The 16,688-nt window shown below is 74.8% G+C and carries 16 protein-coding genes; 4 read left to right on the forward strand and 12 right to left on the reverse strand.

What is annotated here, in order from left to right; translation table 11 throughout:
* Window positions 1-55: 55 nt before the first annotated feature.
* Both BLT67_RS02155 and BLT67_RS02160 read right to left on the reverse strand, forming a co-directional pair.
* On the reverse strand, window positions 56-904 hold the full coding sequence (locus BLT67_RS02155) for a DUF3097 domain-containing protein (RefSeq protein WP_197674427.1): 849 nt from the start codon (window positions 902-904) through the stop codon (window positions 56-58).
* Between the two features lie 49 nt (window positions 905-953).
* The gene (locus BLT67_RS02160; RefSeq protein ID WP_092665505.1) at window positions 954-1,988 is read right to left on the reverse strand and encodes an LLM class F420-dependent oxidoreductase; all 1,035 of its coding nucleotides are present in this window, start codon (window positions 1,986-1,988) and stop codon (window positions 954-956) included.
* A gap of 96 nt (window positions 1,989-2,084) precedes the next feature.
* Here BLT67_RS02160 and BLT67_RS02165 point away from each other — a divergent pair, with 96 nt between their 5' ends.
* A complete protein-coding gene (locus tag BLT67_RS02165) occupies window positions 2,085-3,017 on the forward strand; it encodes an LLM class F420-dependent oxidoreductase (RefSeq protein ID WP_092665507.1) in 933 nt (310 codons plus the stop codon).
* Window positions 3,018-3,099: 82 nt separating this feature from the next.
* On the opposite strand, the gene BLT67_RS02170 is transcribed toward BLT67_RS02165, so the two are convergent.
* From BLT67_RS02170 to BLT67_RS02190, 5 genes are all read right to left on the reverse strand, one after another.
* The gene (locus BLT67_RS02170; RefSeq protein ID WP_092665509.1) at window positions 3,100-3,372 is read right to left on the reverse strand and encodes a GlsB/YeaQ/YmgE family stress response membrane protein; all 273 of its coding nucleotides are present in this window, start codon (window positions 3,370-3,372) and stop codon (window positions 3,100-3,102) included.
* 119 nt (window positions 3,373-3,491) lie between these two features.
* Complete coding sequence (gatB, locus tag BLT67_RS02175) at window positions 3,492-5,003, reverse strand: Asp-tRNA(Asn)/Glu-tRNA(Gln) amidotransferase subunit GatB (RefSeq protein WP_092665511.1); 1,512 nt, start codon at window positions 5,001-5,003, stop codon at window positions 3,492-3,494.
* Window positions 5,000-6,514 (reverse strand): Asp-tRNA(Asn)/Glu-tRNA(Gln) amidotransferase subunit GatA, encoded by a 1,515-nt coding sequence (gene gatA, locus BLT67_RS02180; protein ID WP_092665513.1) that lies wholly within the window; start codon window positions 6,512-6,514, stop codon window positions 5,000-5,002. The genes gatB and gatA overlap by 4 nt, the downstream gene beginning before the upstream one ends.
* Entirely contained in the window at window positions 6,511-6,810 is a 300-nt protein-coding gene (gatC, locus tag BLT67_RS02185; RefSeq protein WP_092665515.1) for an Asp-tRNA(Asn)/Glu-tRNA(Gln) amidotransferase subunit GatC, read from the reverse strand. Before gatC ends, gatA begins: the two co-directional genes overlap by 4 nt.
* A gap of 144 nt (window positions 6,811-6,954) precedes the next feature.
* Window positions 6,955-7,923 (reverse strand): YdcF family protein, encoded by a 969-nt coding sequence (locus BLT67_RS02190; protein ID WP_157674104.1) that lies wholly within the window; start codon window positions 7,921-7,923, stop codon window positions 6,955-6,957.
* 70 nt (window positions 7,924-7,993) lie between these two features.
* On the opposite strand from BLT67_RS02190, the gene BLT67_RS02195 reads away from it, so the two are divergent.
* On the forward strand, window positions 7,994-9,052 hold the full coding sequence (locus BLT67_RS02195; RefSeq protein WP_092665519.1) for an Rv2578c family radical SAM protein: 1,059 nt from the start codon (window positions 7,994-7,996) through the stop codon (window positions 9,050-9,052).
* 27 nt (window positions 9,053-9,079) lie between these two features.
* Here the strand turns inward: BLT67_RS02195 and BLT67_RS02200 are convergent, their stop codons facing one another.
* From BLT67_RS02200 to ligA, 4 genes are all read right to left on the reverse strand, one after another.
* Window positions 9,080-9,760 (reverse strand): alpha/beta hydrolase, encoded by a 681-nt coding sequence (locus tag BLT67_RS02200; protein WP_157674106.1) that lies wholly within the window; start codon window positions 9,758-9,760, stop codon window positions 9,080-9,082.
* Window positions 9,761-9,848: 88 nt separating this feature from the next.
* Entirely contained in the window at window positions 9,849-10,787 is a 939-nt protein-coding gene (locus BLT67_RS02205; protein WP_092665523.1) for a phosphotransferase enzyme family protein, read from the reverse strand.
* A gap of 101 nt (window positions 10,788-10,888) precedes the next feature.
* Window positions 10,889-12,040 carry an AAA family ATPase gene (locus BLT67_RS02210; protein ID WP_092665525.1) on the reverse strand — a complete coding sequence of 384 codons (1,152 nt, stop codon included), beginning with the start codon at window positions 12,038-12,040 and terminating at the stop codon, window positions 10,889-10,891.
* Window positions 12,037-14,328, reverse strand: coding sequence for an NAD-dependent DNA ligase LigA (ligA, locus tag BLT67_RS02215; protein ID WP_092667469.1), 2,292 nt, complete (start codon window positions 14,326-14,328; stop codon window positions 12,037-12,039). Before ligA ends, BLT67_RS02210 begins: the two co-directional genes overlap by 4 nt.
* A 183-nt stretch (window positions 14,329-14,511) precedes the next feature.
* On the opposite strand from ligA, the gene BLT67_RS02220 reads away from it, so the two are divergent.
* Both BLT67_RS02220 and BLT67_RS02225 read left to right on the forward strand, forming a co-directional pair.
* Window positions 14,512-14,922 carry a DUF4383 domain-containing protein gene (locus tag BLT67_RS02220; RefSeq protein ID WP_092665527.1) on the forward strand — a complete coding sequence of 137 codons (411 nt, stop codon included), beginning with the start codon at window positions 14,512-14,514 and terminating at the stop codon, window positions 14,920-14,922.
* Window positions 14,923-14,930: 8 nt separating this feature from the next.
* On the forward strand, window positions 14,931-15,482 hold the full coding sequence (locus BLT67_RS02225; protein ID WP_092665529.1) for a hypothetical protein: 552 nt from the start codon (window positions 14,931-14,933) through the stop codon (window positions 15,480-15,482).
* Window positions 15,483-15,560: 78 nt separating this feature from the next.
* On the opposite strand, the gene mnmA is transcribed toward BLT67_RS02225, so the two are convergent.
* The gene (gene mnmA, locus BLT67_RS02230) at window positions 15,561-16,679 is read right to left on the reverse strand and encodes a tRNA 2-thiouridine(34) synthase MnmA (RefSeq protein ID WP_092665530.1); all 1,119 of its coding nucleotides are present in this window, start codon (window positions 16,677-16,679) and stop codon (window positions 15,561-15,563) included.
* Between the last annotated feature and the right edge of the window lie 9 nt (window positions 16,680-16,688).

The raw sequence follows: 16,688 nt of genomic DNA on the forward strand, positions 1-16,688 counted from the left end.
TCTCGTGACGCGAGCCGGACTGGGTCCGGCGCGCTCCTCGACCGACGAGCGCGGATCAGTGGCGGTTCGCCGTCACGAAGTCGATGAGCTCCTCGACCCGGCCGAGCAGCGCCGGCTCGAGGTCGTTCCAGTCGCGCACCCGCGAGCGCATGCGCTGCCACGCGCGCCCCACGTCCTCCTGGCTCTCGTGCGGCATCCCGAGCCTGCGCAGGGTGCCCCGCTTCCAGTCCTCGCCCTTCGGCACGTCGGGCCACGCGGGGATCCCGAGGCGCGCGGGCTTGATCGCCTGCCAGATGTCGATGAACGGATGCCCGACGATGCGCACGTGCGCACCGTGCGGGCCGCGCGTCACGGCCTCGGCGATCCGCGACTCCTTCGAGCCCGCCACGAGGTGGTCGAGCAGGATGCCGAGCCGGCGCTCGCTCGTCGGCGCGAACTCCGCGACGATCCCCGCGAGGTCGTCGGCGCCGTGCAGCGGCTCGACGACGACGCCCTCGACGCGCAGGTCGTGCCCCCACACCTGCTCGACGAGCTCGGCATCGTGCACCCCCTCGACGAGGATGCGGCTCGGGAGCGCGACGCGCGCCTTGAGCCCCTCGACCGCGCGCGAGCCGGAGGCGGTGCGCGTCGGGCCCGCCTGGCGAGCGGCGGCGGGGACGAGCTCGACCTCGACGCCGTCGACGAAGAAGCCCCGCCCGAGGGGGAACGCGCGCACCTTGCCGCGGCGATCCTCGAGGTGCACGGTGCCGGCCTCGACGCGCACGACCGCGCCGACCCATCCGTCGTGCCGCTCGACCACGAGGTCGCGCTCAGCGGGCACCCGCCTCGGCGGGGCCGGCACGCGAGCGGCCTTCGCCTCCTTCGAGAGCACGTCGCCGCCCCAGCTGTCCCAGTCCGTCCGCACCGATCGATCGTAGGCACCGCCGCTGCGGCCGCGCGGGTGCAACGCCGACTCAGCCGCGAAGGCTCGCGATCGCCCGCAGCGCCTCGGCGTCGCCCTGCACGAGCATGCGCGTCACGACCGACTCCTCCCAGCGCGCGAGGCCGTCGCGGATGCGCCCGACGGGGCCGACGAGCGCGATCTCGTCGATGAGCCGCATCGGCACCGCCGCGATCGCCTCGGCCTTCCGGCCCGCGAGGTAGTGCTCCTGGATCGCGGCGCACTCGGCCTCGAACCCGAGCCGCGCGACGGCATCGAAGTGGAAGTTCGCCCCCTTCGCGCCCATCCCGCCGACGTAGAGCGCGATCATCGGGCGCAGCCGGTCGGCGGCCGCCTCGACGCTGTCGTCGACGACGATGGGCACCGGCACCGAGACCTCGAACGCGTCCGCCGGCGGCAGGGTGGGGTCGCGCCGCGCGAACCCCTCGGCGAGCAGCGCCCGCGCGTCGGCGTCGCTCGCGGGCGAGAAGAGGAACGGCAGCCAGCCGTCGGCGATCTCGGCGGCGAGCGCGGTGTTCTTCGGGCCCTCCGCCGCGAGGTGGATGGGGATGTGCTCGCGCAGCGGGTGCAGCGTCGACATGAGCGGCTTCCCGAGCCCCGTCGTGCCCTCGCCCGTGCGCGGCAGCGGCAGCTGCGGCCCGGGAGCCGTCACCGGTGCTTGCCGCGCCATGATGCTGCGCAGGATGGCGACGTACTCGCGCGTGCGTGCGAGCGGCTTCGGGAACGGCTGGCCGTACCAGCCCTCGACCACCTGCGGACCGCTCACGCCGAGGCCGAGGATGACGCGCCCGCCCGAGAGGTGATCGAGCGTCATCGCCGTCATCGCCGTCGATGCGGGAGTGCGGGCCGAGAGCTGCGCGATGCCGGTCGCGAGCCTGATGGTCGACGTCGCCGCGCCCCACCACGCGAGCGGCGTGAACGCATCCGACCCGTAGGCCTCGGCCGTCCACACCGAGTCGAAGCCGAGCCGCTCCGCCTCCTGCACCGCCTCGAGCGCGCCGGCGGGCGGGCCCGCCTTCCAGTAGCCGAGCATGTAGCCGTAGTCCATGCGCCGATGGTGGCATGGCGACGGATGCGCCGGGTCGCGATTGTCGACCCCCTACGAGCCGCCGACGCGCGGGTCGGCCTCCGTAGGCTGGCTCGCATGGACTTCCGCATCTTCACCGAGCCCCAGCAGGGCGCCTCCTACGACGAGCTGCTCGCGATCGCGCTGCGCACCGAGCAGCTGGGCTTCGACGGCTTCTTCCGCTCCGACCACTACCTGCGCATGGGCGACGGCGATCCGGGGTACGGGCCGACGGATGCGTGGACGACGCTCGCCGGGCTCGCGCGCGACACCGAGCGCATCCGGCTCGGGACCCTCGTGTCGTCGGTCACCTACCGGCTGCCCGGCATCCTGGCGGTGCAGGTCGCGAACGTGGATGCGATGTCCGGCGGCCGCATCGAGCTCGGCCTGGGCACGGGATGGTTCGAGGCCGAGCACCGGGCGCTCGGCATCCCCTTCCCCGAGCGCCGCTTCGACCTGCTCGAGGAGCAGCTCGCGATCGTCACGGGACTGTGGCAGACGCCCGTCGGCGCCCGCTTCTCGTTCGCGGGCGAGCACTACCGGCTCGAGGACTCCCCCGCGCTGCCGAAGCCGGTGCAGGAGCGCGTGCCGGTGATCGTCGGGGGCCTCGGCGCGAAGCGGACGCCGCGGCTCGCGGCGGAGTTCGGCGACGAGCACAACCTCTCGTTCCCGCCCTTCGACCGCATCCGCCCGCTCTTCGCGGCCCTCGACGACGCGATCGAGCGCGCCGAGCGCACCCGGCCCGTCGTGCGCTCCGTCGCGCTCGTCGCGTGCGTGGGCGAGGACGAGGCGGCGTTCGCGCGCCGCGCGGCCGCGATCGGCCGGGAGCCCGCCGAGCTGCGCGCCCACGGGATCGCGGGCACGCCCGCCGAGGTGGAGGACCGGCTCGCCGCGCTCGCCGACGACGGCGTCGAGCGGGTCTACCTGCAGGTGCTCGACCTGCGCGACCTCGAGCACCTCGACGAGCTCGCCGCGCGCACGGAGGCGGTCGCGTCAGGCACGCGCGGCTGACGCGAGCACGCGGAGCGCGAGGACGGAGAACGCGAGGACGGGGGCGGCCCGAAGGCCGCCCCCGTCCTGGGTGTTGCGTGACTCAGGCCTGCGTGCGACCGCGGTTGCGGGTCACGAGGCCCCAGATCAGCAGCACGATGATCGAGCCGCCGATCGCGAGCAGCCAGGTCTGGATGGAGAAGAAGTCCTCCAGCGGTGCGTTGAACAGCAGCGAGCCGAGCCAGCCGCCGAGCAGTGCGCCCACGACGCCCAGGATGAGGGTCATGATCCATCCGCCGCCCTGACGACCGGGGAGGATCAGCTTCGCGATCGCGCCGGCCAGGAGGCCGAGGACGATCCAACCGAGAATGCCCATGTGCTTGGTCCCTTCTCTCCAGCAGCGGTGCAAGGGTCTTACCCCGCCGGGCCCCCGCGGTGGCGGAAGCCGGGATCAAGCCTACGCAGATTCATGGGAGATTCCTGGGAGCGTCCTACTCAGCTGCTGGCACGCTCCAGGACGATCTCGCGCACTCGTGCGGCGTCCGCCTGGCCCCGCATCGCCTTCATGACGGCACCGATCACCGCGCCGGCAGCCTGCACCTTGCCGTCGCGGATCTTCTGCAGCACATCGGGCTGCGCCGCGAGCGCCTCGTCGACCGCGGCGACGAGCGCCGACTCATCCGTGACGACCTTGAGGCCGCGCGCCTCGGCGACCTCGGCGGGGCTGCCCTCGCCCGCGATGACGCCTTCGAGCGCCTGCCGGGCGAGCCGGTCGGTGAGGGTCCCCTCGTCGACGAGCCGCTGCAGCTCGGCGACGTGCGCCGGGTCGACGAGGCTCCCCGCCTCGACGCCGCGGTCGTTCGCGACGCGCGCGATCTCGCCCGTCCACCACTTGCGCGCCGCCTGCGGGGCGGCGCCCGCGGCGACCGTGGCCTCCACGAGGTGCAGCATGTCGCCGTTCACCACGTCCTGGAACTCGAGATCGGTGAAGCCCCACTCGGCCTTGAGGCGCCGGCGGTGGGCGACGGGCTGCTCGGGCAGCTGCGCGCGCAGCTCCTCGACGAGCTCGCGGCTCGGCTCGACGGGCAGCAGGTCGGGCTCCGGGAAGTAGCGGTAGTCGTCGGCGTCCGACTTCGGACGGCCCGCGCTCGTCGTGCCGGTGTCCTCATGCCAGTGCCGGGTCTCCTGCACGATCGTGCCGCCGGCCGCGAGGATGGCCGCCTGCCGCTGGATCTCGTAGCGCACCGCGCGCTCGACCGAGCGCATCGAGTTGACATTCTTCGTCTCGGTGCGCGTGCCGAGCGCCTCCTGGCCGCGGGGCCGCAGCGAGACGTTGGCGTCGCAGCGCAGGTTGCCGCGCTCCATGCGCGCCTCGGAGATGCCGAGCGAGAGCACGATGTCGCGGATCGCGGCGACGTACGCCCGCGCGATCTCGGGCGCGTCGTGCTCGGCGCCGAAGATCGGCTTCGTGACGATCTCGACGAGCGGCACGCCCGCGCGGTTGTAGTCCACGAGCGAGTACTCGGCGCCCTGGATGCGGCCGGTCGAGCCGCCCACGTGCGTGAGCTTGCCCGCGTCCTCCTCCATGTGCGCGCGCTCGATCGGCACCGTCAGCCGGCGCCCGCTCGCGAGCTCGATCTCGACCTCGCCCTCGAACGCGATGGGCTCGTCGTACTGCGAGATCTGGTAGTTCTTCGGCACGTCGGGGTAGAAGTAGTTCTTCCGCGCGAACCGGCACGACTCGGCGATCTCGCAGCCGAGCGCGAGGCCGAGTGAGATCGAGTAGCGCACGGCCGTCTCGTTCGTCACCGGGAGGCTGCCGGGCAGGCCGAGGCTCAGCGGGTCGATGAGCGTGTTGGGCGCCGCGTCGTGGAAGTCCGGGTGCGCGGGGTTGGGCGCGCCCGAGAACATCTTGGTCCGGGTGCCGAGCTCGACGTGCACCTCGAAGCCGAGCACCGGCTCGAACCGCTCGAGCGCCTCGTCGAAGTCCATGAGCTTCGCCTTCATCGTGCGTCTCCGTCCAGCGCAGGGGCCTTCGTCGTCAGGATGCCGCCCCAGCGCTCGGCCAGGAGCGCCTCGATCGCGGCGCCGGCGCGGTAGAGCCGGGCGTCCTCGAACATCGGCGCGAGCAGCTGCAGGCCCACCGGCAGCCCGTCGTCGCCGAGGCCCATCGGCAGGCCCATGCCGGGGATGCCGGCGAGGTTCGCGGGGATCGTCGTGATGTCGTTGACGTACATCGCGAGCGGGTCGTCGAGCTTCTCCCCCAGGCGGAACGCCGTGGTGGGCGCTGCCGGGCTGATGAGCAGGTCGGCCTGCTCGAACGCGGCGTCGAAGTCGCGCTGGATGAGCGTGCGCACCTTCTGCGCCGAGCCGTAGTAGGCGTCGTAGTAGCCGGCAGAGAGCGCGTACGTGCCGAGGATGATGCGGCGCTTGACCTCGGGCCCGAAGCCGGCCTCGCGCGTCGCCGCCATGACCTCCTCGACCGTCTGGCCCGCCTGCTCCCGCCGCAGGCCGAAGCGCACCGAGTCGAAGCGCGCGAGGTTCGACGACGCCTCGGCGGGGAGGATGAGGTAGTACGCCGCAACCGAGTAGGAGAACGACGGGCACGAGACCTCGACGACCTCCGCTCCCGCATCCGTGAGCACCTGCACGGTCTCGCGGAAGCGCGCCTGCACGTCGGCGGCGATGCCCTCGCTGTCGAGCTCCCGCACGACACCGACCTTCAGGCCCGCGAGGCTGCCCGACGCGGCGCCCTCGCGAGCGGCCGCGGCGAACGACGGCCACTCGCGGTCGAGGCTCGTGGAGTCGTGCGGGTCGTGGCCGCCGATCACGTCGTGGATGAGCGCCGAGTCGAGCACCGTGCGTGTGACGGGGCCGACCTGGTCGAGGCTCGAGGCGAGCGCGATCGCGCCGTAGCGGCTCACGCCGCCGTAGGTGGGCTTGACGCCGACCGTGCCGGTGACGGCGGCGGGCTGGCGGATCGAGCCGCCGGTGTCGGAGCCGAGGGCGAAGGGCGCCTCAAAGGCCGCGACCGCCGCGGCCGAGCCGCCGCCGGAGCCGCCCGGGATGCGCTCGGTGTCCCACGGGTTGCGCGTGACGCCGTAGGCGGAGTGCTCGGTGGACGAGCCCATGGCGAACTCGTCCATGTTGGTCTTGCCGAGCGGCACGAGCCCGGCGTCCTTCAGGCGCGCGACGACGGTGGCGTCGTAGGGCGGGATCCAGCCCTCGAGGATGCGCGAGCCCGACGTCGAGGGCATCCCGACGGTGCACAGCACGTCCTTGATCGCGACGGGCGCGCCCGCGAGCTCGTGCAGCGGCTCGCCGCTCGCGCGCCGCTCGTCGATCGCGCGCGCCCGCTCGAGCGCGCCGTCGTCGATGTGCAGGAAGGCGTGGATCTCGCCGTCGACCGCGGCGATGCGGTCGAGGTGCGCCTGGGTGGCCTCGACGCTCGACACGTCGCCGGATGCGATGAGCGCGGCGAGCTCGTGGCCCGCGAGGCGCGTGAGGTCGGCCGTCACTGCTCCTCCCCCAGGATCGCCGAGACGCGGAAGCGCTCGCCGTCGTGGCTCGGTGCGCCCGCGAAGGCCTGCTCGTGCGAGAGCGTCGCACCGACCTCGTCGGGCCGCAGCACGTTGGCCATGGGCACCGGGTGGCTGGTGGCGGGCACGTCGTCGCCCGCGACCTCGCGGACGGTGGCGATGGCGTCGACGATCTGCGACAGCTCGGCCGTCAGGCTCGTCACCTCGTCGTCGGTGAGCGCGATGCGGGCGAGCCCAGCGAGGTGCTGGACCTGCTCGCGCGTGATCTCGGACATGCGTCTCCAAGGGGGGTCGGCGGGCGGCTGGTGAACGGTTCGCGGAGCGGGACAGCGCGGTCTCGTGACGCGTCGCGCTGCGCGCGGCGCTCCTCGACCTGGAGTCCTCCGGGCTCACGGTCGTGAGCCCTCCGGACTCCAATCCTACGGTCGCTGCAGGAGGGCCCAGGCCGCGAGCGCCCACAGCGCGACTGCGGCTCCGATCGTCCACCAGCGGTGGTCGGCGGCGACCGCGAGCGCCTCGCGCACGACGGCGCCCGGCCGGTACGACGGGCGGGTCCACGCGCCCACGACCGTGCCGTCCATCCCGAGCCGCGCGAGCAGCCACGCGGTGCGATACGCGTGGTACTCGCTCGTCACGACCGCGAGCGGCCCCCGGCCCGCGATGAGCGGGCGCGAGAGCGCGAGGTTCTCCCGCGTGGTCGTCGAGGCCTGCTCGAGGTCGATCGCCTCGGCGGGCACGCCGAGCCGTCGCACGAGGTGCTCGGCCATCGCGGACGCCTCGGTGCGCACCTCGTCGGGGCCCTGCCCGCCCGCGACGACGATGCGGGCATCCGGCCGGGCGACGACCGCGGCGCGCCACACCTCGGCGCCCCGCTCGACGCGCCGCCGCAGCAGCGGGCCGACCTCGCGGCCGCGCAGGCCCGCGCCGAGGATGAGCACCGTCCCGACGGCGCGCGGCGCGCGAGCGGCGCGCAGGTGGATGAGGATCGCGAGGGCGAGCGCCACCGCAGCGGCGCCGCCCACCCAGACGGGCAGCGCGAGCAGCAGGAGCGCGCGGGCGAGCGCAGGGTCGATCGCCGAGGCGCCGACGACGGCGACCGAGAGCACGAGGATGCCCGACCCGAGGAGCGCGATGAGCACGTCGATGCGCCGCACCCGCACGAGCCGCGGCAGCATGAGCGCGTGCCACAGGCTCGCCCCGCCGAGGCCTGCGGCGCCGACGATCGCGAGCGCGACGAGCAGCGCCCACAGCCCGTGCTCGACCGGCACGTCGAGCCAAGCCGGGACGATCCGCCGGATCGCGCGGGTCAGCAGCGCGGTGAACGCGACCACGATCGCGACGGCCCAGAGCGCCGGGCGCAGCACGCGCATCCGTCGACCTCGCCCCACGCCAGCACCCTATCCGCGGCGCGCCGAGTGCGCGCTTGCGCAGGCTTCGAACGTGTGTTCGAATGGGCGCATGCGATGGGAAGGGCAGACGACGACGCACGTCGACGCCGACGCGCTGCCGGGCCTCGAGGAGCGCGGGAGCGTGCTCGAGCAGTGGCCGACGCCCGGCTTCGACGGCGCCTCGTTCCTCGAGATCACTGCGCGGAGCGCGCTCAACCGCGTGCCCGGCGACGGCTTCATGGGCGGCACGTGGACGATCAACCCCTACCGCGGCTGCCAGCACGCGTGCCGCTACTGCTTCGCGCGGAACACCCACACGTACCTCGACCTCGACGCGGGCGCCGACTTCGACTCCCGGATCGTCGTGAAGGCCAACCTCGTCGAGGTGCTCGAGCGCGAGCTCGCCGGCCCCAGGCGCGCGGTCGACGCGGTGCAGCTCGGCACCAACACCGATCCGTACCAGCGCGCCGAGGGGCGCTACCGGCTCATGCCGGGCGTGCTCCGGGCGCTCGCGCGGCACGGCGCCTCGATCTCGATCCTCACGAAGGGCACCCTGCTGCGGCGCGACCTGCCGCTGCTCGCCTCGATCGCGCGCGACGTGCCCGTCGCGATCGCGATGTCGATCGCGATCTTCGACGACGAGCTGCAGCAGGAGGTCGAGCCGGGCACGCCCACGACCGCCGCGCGCCTCGCGACCGTGCGTGCCGTGCGCGACGCCGGGCTCGACTGCGCGGTCTTCGCGATGCCGGTGCTCCCGGGCCTCACCGACACGCACGAGCACCTCGACCGAGCGTTCGCCGCGATCGCCGACGCGGGCGCGACGAGCGCGATCACGAGCACGCTGCACCTGCGGCCCGGCGCCCGCGAGTGGTACCTCGCGTGGCTGCGCGAGGCGCACCCGCACCTGCTGCCGCTGTACGGGCGCATCTACGGGCGGGGCGCCTACGCCGCGAAGGGCTATCGCGACTGGCTGCGGGCGCGCACGAGGCCGCTCCTGCGGCAGCATCGGCTCGCACCGGTGCGCACGACCTCCGGCACGGGGCTCACTGCGCCGCCCGCGCGCCCGTCGCGCGCGACGCAGCTGCCGTCGACGACGCAGTCGCCCGGCGCGACGGTGCCGCTCTTCTGACCCGGCTGCGGCTGTCGCGCGCGCCGCTCAGCGCGCCGCGCCGGCCTCGACGAACGCGCGGATGCGATCGCTGCACTCGGGATGGTCGATCACGCGGTGGCCGTGGCCCGGCAGCACCGCGTGCTCGGCGCCGAGCGCGACGAGCGCGTCGGCCACCTCCTCGTAGTCGGCACTCCAGCCGCCCGTCAGCACGAGCATCCTCGTCTCCGCGAGGCACGCGGGGTCGATCGCGTGGCGCCACGGGGCGCCGTGCAGCCGGGTCCGGCGCGACGAGCGCCGCGCATCCGCCGTGCTCGCGGGGCCGATGTCGTGGCCGCTCAGCGCCTGCAGGAGGGCGCGCTCGAACGTCTCGTCGGTGAGCGTGCTGTCGAGGTAGACGGGCTCGAGCCGCTCGATGAGGCGCGCGGTCGCGGGCCGCTCGCGCGAGAGCCCGAAGAGGGCCGGCTCGATGAGCACGAGCGCCGCCGGCTGCTCCATGCACGCTGCGAGCGCCGCGACGACACCGCCGTAGCTGTAGCCGACGACGCCGTCGGCCTCGCTCGCGGAGAGCGCGAGCGCCTGCGCGGCCGAGGCGACGTCACCGACCGCGGGCTCGTCGCCTCCGTAGCCCGGCAGCACGGGGAACTCGGCGTCGGGGAAGGCCGCCGCCTGCTGCGGGAACGCGGCAGCGCCGACCCGGCCGGAGCCATGGGCGAAGACGAGGCGCACGGTCAGCGGATGCGGGGCGCGGTCGAGGCGGGTGCGTGGGGCATGCGCTCCAGGGTAGGAGCGCTCGGGCGCTCGCGCGAACCCCCGATCAGCCGAGCGGGAAGCGCGCGTGCTCGTCGAGCGTGAGGAGGTCCTCGAGGTAGGCGAGGTTGCCCTCGGGCTCCGGCTCGACGCCCTCGGTGAGGTGCCACGTGCCCCACTCGAGCTTCATGTAGGTGAGCGCGGTCGGCCACAGCTCGAGCTCGCGCCTCGTGAGCCGGCACTCGCTCAGGTACCCGCCGCGGAACGCCGCCCACTCGGCGCCGCCGAGCGCGCTGCCGGCGGCGCCGGGGTGCTCGAGCGGGAAGAGCAGCGCGGCGACCGCGAGGTCGAGGATCCGCGGCGCGAGCGAGGCGTTCTCGAGGTCGACCATGAGTGCGCCCTCCGCGTCGAAGAGCAGGTTCGCGGCGCGGTGGTCGAGCGAGACCGGGACGTGCGGCAGTCCGGCGGCGCGCATCCGTTCGAGCGTGTCGCCGAAGGCCTCGAGCTGGGCGATCCAGCGGTCCGCGTCGGCGTGCGGCCAGTGCTCGGCCGCCGAGGCGCGGATCGCCTCGACGTCCTCGTCGATCGACGAGCGCTCCGCGCTGCCCCACTCGAAGGGCGGGAAGCCGTCGATCGCGAGCCCGTCCGATGCCGCGTGCATCCGGCCGAGCAGCCGGCCTGCGGCGGCGAGGTCGTCGGCGCCGCCGTCCCACTCGCGACCGAGCAGCCGCGGGTAGGCGACCCACTGCTCGGCGGCGTCGCCCTCGCCCACCGCGACGGGCGGCACGAGGGGCGCGACGGTGCGGATGCCGCGCGCGACGAGCGTGCGCTGCCACGCCTCGAGCGGCGCAGGGCTCCGCCACGTGCGCTTGACGACCGCGTCGACGTCGTGCTCGCCGCCGTGCACGCGCGCGGCCCACACGTCGCTCCACGGCGACAGCGACGCGCCGCCCTCGATCGTGAGCACCGCGCCGAACGCGGCCTGGACCTCGTGTCGATCAGCCATGCCGCGACGCTACCGGCACGGGCTGGGCGCGCGGTCAGCGCCGCGGCGCCGGCCCGGCGGGCGCGGTCGGCTCGCCCGTGCCGGTCCCGTGCCGCCTCCGGTCAACGCTTCGGCCACCGCCACGCCGGCTGGTCGAGGAGCCCCTCGCGCCCCGCGACGACGGTCTCGCCCGCGTCCTTCTCGAGCGCGATGCGCAGCGCACCCGCGGCGCCGCCGAGCGCCTCGGCGAGGCTCGCATGGTGCGTGACGACGACCACTTGCGTCTCGCCCGCGGCGCGACTGATGCGCTCGGCGAGCGCCGGCACGAGTTCGGCGTGCAGGCTCCGCTCGGGCTCGTTGAGCACGATGAGGCCCGGCGTCTCGGCCGACAGGAGCGCGGCGGTGAGCAGCAGGTACTGGAGCGTGCCGTCGGAGAGCTCGACTGCGTCGAGCGGCCGCAGCAGCCGGGGCTGCTCGAGCGCGACCCGCATGCGGCCGTCGACCATCGGCAGCCGCAGCCGCGAGCCCGGGAACGCGTCGTCGATCGCGCGGGCGACCTCCCGATCCCGCCCCGCCTCGATCGCCGTCTGCAGCACAGCAGCGAGGTTGGCGCCGTCGTGGTCGAGCCGAGCGGCGCGCGTCGCGACCTGCGGATGCCGAGCGGGGGCCGACGCGTCGGTGCGCATCGCGTCGTGGAAGCGCCAGCCCCGCAGCATGCGGCGCGCGCCGGCGAGCTCGGCGGCCTCCGCGTGGCCCGCGAACTCGTCGAGCACCGACGCCCACGGGTGCAGTCCGCGGGCGAGCTCGCTCCAGCCGCCGTTCGTCGCGACGCGCGCCGCGCCCCGCGTGCGCTCGACGAGCACGCCCGCCGGGCGCGGATCGGTGCCGGCGAAGACGTGCTCCTGCTTGATCTCGGGGTCGAGGTCGAAGGCGCTGCGCTGCGCGACCGGGAGCCCGAGGTCGATCGCGTAGCCGAGCGCATCCGTCGCGACCCCCAGCCGCAGCGACACCGGGCCGCCGCGCACCGTGCCCTCGGTGGCTCCGCCGCGGCGCGAGCCGCGCTCGGGACCCGCCCAGCGCACGGCATCGAGCCCGCCCGCGGCAGCGAGGGAGGCGACCACCCGGCCCTCGCCGCAGTCGGCGAGCAGCCGCAGCGCCCGGTAGAGGCTCGACTTGCCCGACCCGTTGGCCCCGGTGACAACCGTGAGGGGCGCCAGGTCGACCACGAGCGACCGGATCGACCGGTAGCCCTCGATCGCGAGGCGCTCGATCACGCGCCGTCGACCGCTGGGAGCGCCTCGGGGCCCTGCTCGACCAGGATGCGGAACTGCTCGGCGTCGAGGATGCGGATGCCGAGCTCCTCGGCCTTCGCGAGCTTCGAGCCGGCTCCCGGGCCGGCGGCGACATAGTCGGTCTTCTTCGACACGCTCGAGGCGGCCTTGCCGCCCGCGGCGATGATCGCCTCCTGCGCACCCTCGCGGGTGTAGCCCTCGAGCGTGCCCGTCGCGACGACCGTGATGCCCACGAGCGGCCCGCCCGCCTCGGCCGCAGCGCCCGGCCCGGGGTGACCTGGGGTCGCGAATCGCACGCCCGCATCCCGCCACGCCTGCACGATCTCGCGGTGCCAGTCGACCGCGAGCCACTCGACGACCGCGTCGGCGATGATCGGCCCCACGCCCTCGACCTCGGCGAGCTCCTGCGGCGTCGCCTCCTCGATGGCCTGGAGCGAGCCGAACCAGCCCGCGAGCGCGCGAGCCGCGACGGGCCCGACGTGGCGGATGTTGAGCGAGACGAGCTGCCGCCAGAGGTCCTTCTCCTTGGCGCGCTCGAGCTCGGCGAGCAGCGTCTGCGCCTGCTTCGACGGCTGGGGGCCGGTCGCCCCGGCCTTCTTCTCGGCCGCCGTGGGGTTGCGCTGGAACGGTCGCCGGCGCACGGGCTCGCCGGTCTCCTCGTCGACCTTCGGCTCGCCGGTCTCACCGTCGCGCACGACGACCTCGATCGGCACGAGCTCGTCCATCGTCAGCGAGAACAGCCGCGCCTCCGTCACGAGCGGGGGCTCCGCGGGGTGCGAGGGCTGCGTGAGCGCCGCCGCGGTCACCTCGCCGAGCGCCTCCACGTCGAGCGCGCCGCGCGAGCCGATGTGCTCGACGCGACCGCGCACCTGCGCGGGGCACGACCGCGCATTGGGGCAGCGCAGGTCGATGTCGCCCTCCTTCATGGGGCGCAGCTCGGTGCCGCACTCCGGGCACGCGCTCGGCATCACGAACTCGCGCTCCGAGCCGTCGCGCAGGTCGGCGACCGGTCCGAGCACCTCGGGGATGACGTCGCCGGCCTTCCGCAGCACGACGGTGTCGCCGATCAGCACGCCCTTGGCCCGCACGACGTCCTGGTTGTGGAGCGTCGCCTGCCGCACGACGGAGCCGGCGACGTGCACGGGCTCCATGATGGCGAACGGCGTCGCCCTGCCCGTGCGCCCGACGCTCACGACGATGTCGAGCAGCCTCGTGTGCACCTCCTCGGGCGGGTACTTGTAGGCGATGGCCCAGCGCGGCGCGCGAGACGTCTGGCCGAGCTCGGCGTGGAGCGCGAGCTCGTCGACCTTCACGACGACGCCGTCGAGCTCGTGCTCGAAGCCGTGCCGGTCGCCGCCGACCCGCTCGACGAACGCGACCACGCCGTCGACGTCGTCCTCGACGCTCGAGTGCGGGCTCGTCGGCAGGCCCCACGAGGCCAGGAGCTCGTAGACCTCGCTCTGCGCGGCGACGGGCGGGTCGGGCCACGCCCCGATGCCGTGCACGTACATCCGCAGCGCCGCGACGCGCGCGTCGCCCGCCTCGCGCTCGAGGCCGCTCTTCTTCTCGAGCTGCTGGCGGAGGCCCCCCGAGGCGGCGTTCCGCGGATTCGCGAACGTCGGGAAGCGGTTGGCCGCGCTCTTGCGCGCGCGCTCCTCGCCGAGCCGCGGCAGCGCATCCTCGTACGCGCGCTCGCGCAGCGCCTCCTGCAGCGCGTTGAGCTCGTGGAACGCCTGCGTCGGGATGAACGCCTCGCCCCGCACCTCGACGACCTCGGGATGGCCCTCGCCGCTCAGGCGCTCGGGGATGCCGGCGACGCGCAGGGCGTTCGGGGTGACGATCTCCCCGACGCGCCCGTCGCCGCGCGTCGCCGCGGAGGTGAGCGCGCCGCGCTCGTAGCGCAGGTTGATCGCGAGTCCGTCGATCTTGAGCTCCGAGAGCCACCGCACCGGCCGACCCGACGCCGCTTCGGCCTTCGTGCACCACTCGCGCAGCTCGTCGAGCGAGAACACGTTGTCGAGGCTCAGCATGCGGTCGAGGTGCTCGATCGTCGGCAGCCCGCCCGCCGCGGCGCCCTGCACCGTCTGCGTCGGCGAGTCCTGGCTCTGCAGCTCGGGGTGCTCCCGCTCGAGCGCGTCGAGCTCGCGCACGAGCGCGTCGTACGTCGCGTCGTCGATGATCGACGCGTCGCGGCCGTAGTACGCCGCGCTCGCCTCCTCGATGCGGGCGCGCAGCTCCTGCGCGCGCTCGTTCGCCTCGCCGAGGCTCATGGATGCGGCGGCCTGCGCGGCGTCGGTGACCTGGGCGGCGTCGGTGGCCTGCGCGGCCTCGGGGCTCGACATGCACCCATCGTGCCACCGTCCGCCCACGAGCCGGCCGCACGCAATCCGAGACCGCTCCGGCTCCGAACCCTCGACATCCCGGGCCCGCGGGCCCCCACAGAAGGAGGAGCCATGACCCAGTCCCCCAACCGCCTCGTCGCCACGATCTTCGGCGCGGTCTACCTGCTCGTCGGCGTGCTCGGCCTGTTCGTGGCCGGCGGCAACGTGGCGGGCCCCGACGGCGCGCTGCTGCTCGGCGTCTTCCAGGTGAACCACCTGCACAACATCGCGCACCTCGCGATCGGCGCGGCGCTGCTGCTCTCGGGTCTCCGCGGCACCGCGTCGGCGAAGGCGGTCAACGTCACCGTGGGCGCCGTCTACCTGCTGCTCGGCATCGTCGGGTTCTTCCTCGTCGGCACGGCGCTCAACATCCTCGCGCTCAACACCGCCGACCACATCCTGCACCTCGCCTCGGCGATCGTGCTGCTCGGCACGGGGCTCGCGCTCGACCGCAGCTCGGCGGCGCGCGGCGCGACGGCGTAGGCCGGCCCATGGATGCGCTCCTGCGGCCCGCAGGCGCCGTCGCGGCGCTCGGCGCGGCGCTCATCGCGATCGCGGTGGGCGCCGCCGCCCCGCTGTGGGCGGCCGCGTCGTGGCTCGCGCTGCTCGTGCTCGCCGGCGGCGCCGCCCAGCTCGCCGTCGCGGTGCTGGCGCTGCGCGGCCGACGGCTGCGGGCGGGTGCCGTCGCCCTGGCGCTCGGGACGCCGACCCTCGCGTGGCTCGCCGGGCTCGTCGCCGGCGGCGCTGCGTCGGCGGTGCCGCTCGTGCCGATGCTCGCGGGCAGCGCGCTCGCGCTCGGGGCGAGCCTCGCGCTGTGCCGCCCGTCGCGGCGCGCGAGCCACGAAGCGCAGCACGCCCGAGCCGAGCCGCGCCCGCTCGCGGCGCTCGGCGTGCTCGCCGCCGCATCCGCCGTCGTCGCGACCGTCACGACGGGGGCGCTCGCCGGCACCGAGGCCGGCGCCTTCGCCCAGCCGCACGGCGCGCACGGCGCGGGAACCGCAGAGCTCGCGGGGCTCGACATCGCGGAGCACGCCGGGCACTGATGCGCGGGGCCTCCCGGCCGAGCGCGAGCCCCGCGGAGGGCGCCCCTGCACGGCGGCCCGCGCAGCGCCGGAGCCGGCTCAGGCGACGACGACGTCGGCCGCGACCGTGCGGTCGATCGTGACCTGGCCCAGCACGCGCGTGCCGAGGTAGAGCACCGCCGACTGGCCCGTGGCGACCCCGGTGAGCGGCTCGTCGGCGTCGATCACGAGCTCGTCACCGACGCGGCGGGCGCGAGCCGGGACGGGATCGGCGTGAGCGCGGATCTGCACCTCGACCTCGAGCCCGTCGCCCGGCGCACCGTGCGCGAGCGCCGGATGCGGGGCGCCGGCGTGCGAGATGCGCGTGCCGGCCAGGCGGGTCACGGCGAGCGCCTCCTTCGGCCCGACGACGAGCTGCCGGGTGGAGGGCCTGACCTCGAGCACGAATCGCGGGCGGCCGTCGGGCGAGGGCACGCCGAGCGCGAGCCCGCGCCGCTGGCCCACCGTGTACCCGTGCACGCCTTCGTGGGCGCCGACGGGGGTGCCGTCGCGGTCGACGATCTCGCCCGGCTCGCTCCCGAGCCGCTCGGCGAGGAAGCCGCGCGTGTCGCCGTCGGGGATGAAGCAGATGTCGTGGCTGTCGGGCTTCTGCGCGAGCAGGAAGCCGCGCTCGGCGGCCTCCGCGCGCACCTCGGCCTTCGTCGGGGTCTCGGCGAGCGGGAACCAGCACCGCTCGAGCTGCGCGCCGGTCAGCACGCCGAGCACGTACGACTGGTCCTTCGCCCAGTCGGCCGCGCGATGCAGCTCCGGCCCCTTGGGCGTGCGCTCGACGCGGGCGTAGTGCCCCGTGACGACCCGGTCGAAGCCGAGGCCGATCGCGCGGTCGAGCAGCGCCTCGAACTTGATCTTCTCGTTGCAGCGCAAGCAGGGGTTGGGCGTGCGGCCTGCCGCGTACTCGTCGACGAAGTCCTGCACGACGTCGTCGTGGAAGCGCTCCGAGAAGTCCCACACGTAGAACGGGATGCCGAGCGCGTTGGCGACGCGGCGCGCGTCCATCGCGTCCTCGACGGTGCAGCAGCCGCGACTCCCGGTGCGCAGCGTGCCGGGCATCCGGCTGAGCGCGAGGTGCACCCCCACGACCTCGTGGCCGGCGTCGACGGCGCGCGCTGCGGCCACGGCGGAGTCGACCCCGCCGGACATCGCGGCCAGCACCTTCATGCGCACCTC

The sequence above is a fragment of the Agrococcus carbonis genome, assembly GCF_900104705.1.
In the GTDB taxonomy this organism is placed as follows: domain Bacteria; phylum Actinomycetota; class Actinomycetes; order Actinomycetales; family Microbacteriaceae; genus Agrococcus; species Agrococcus carbonis.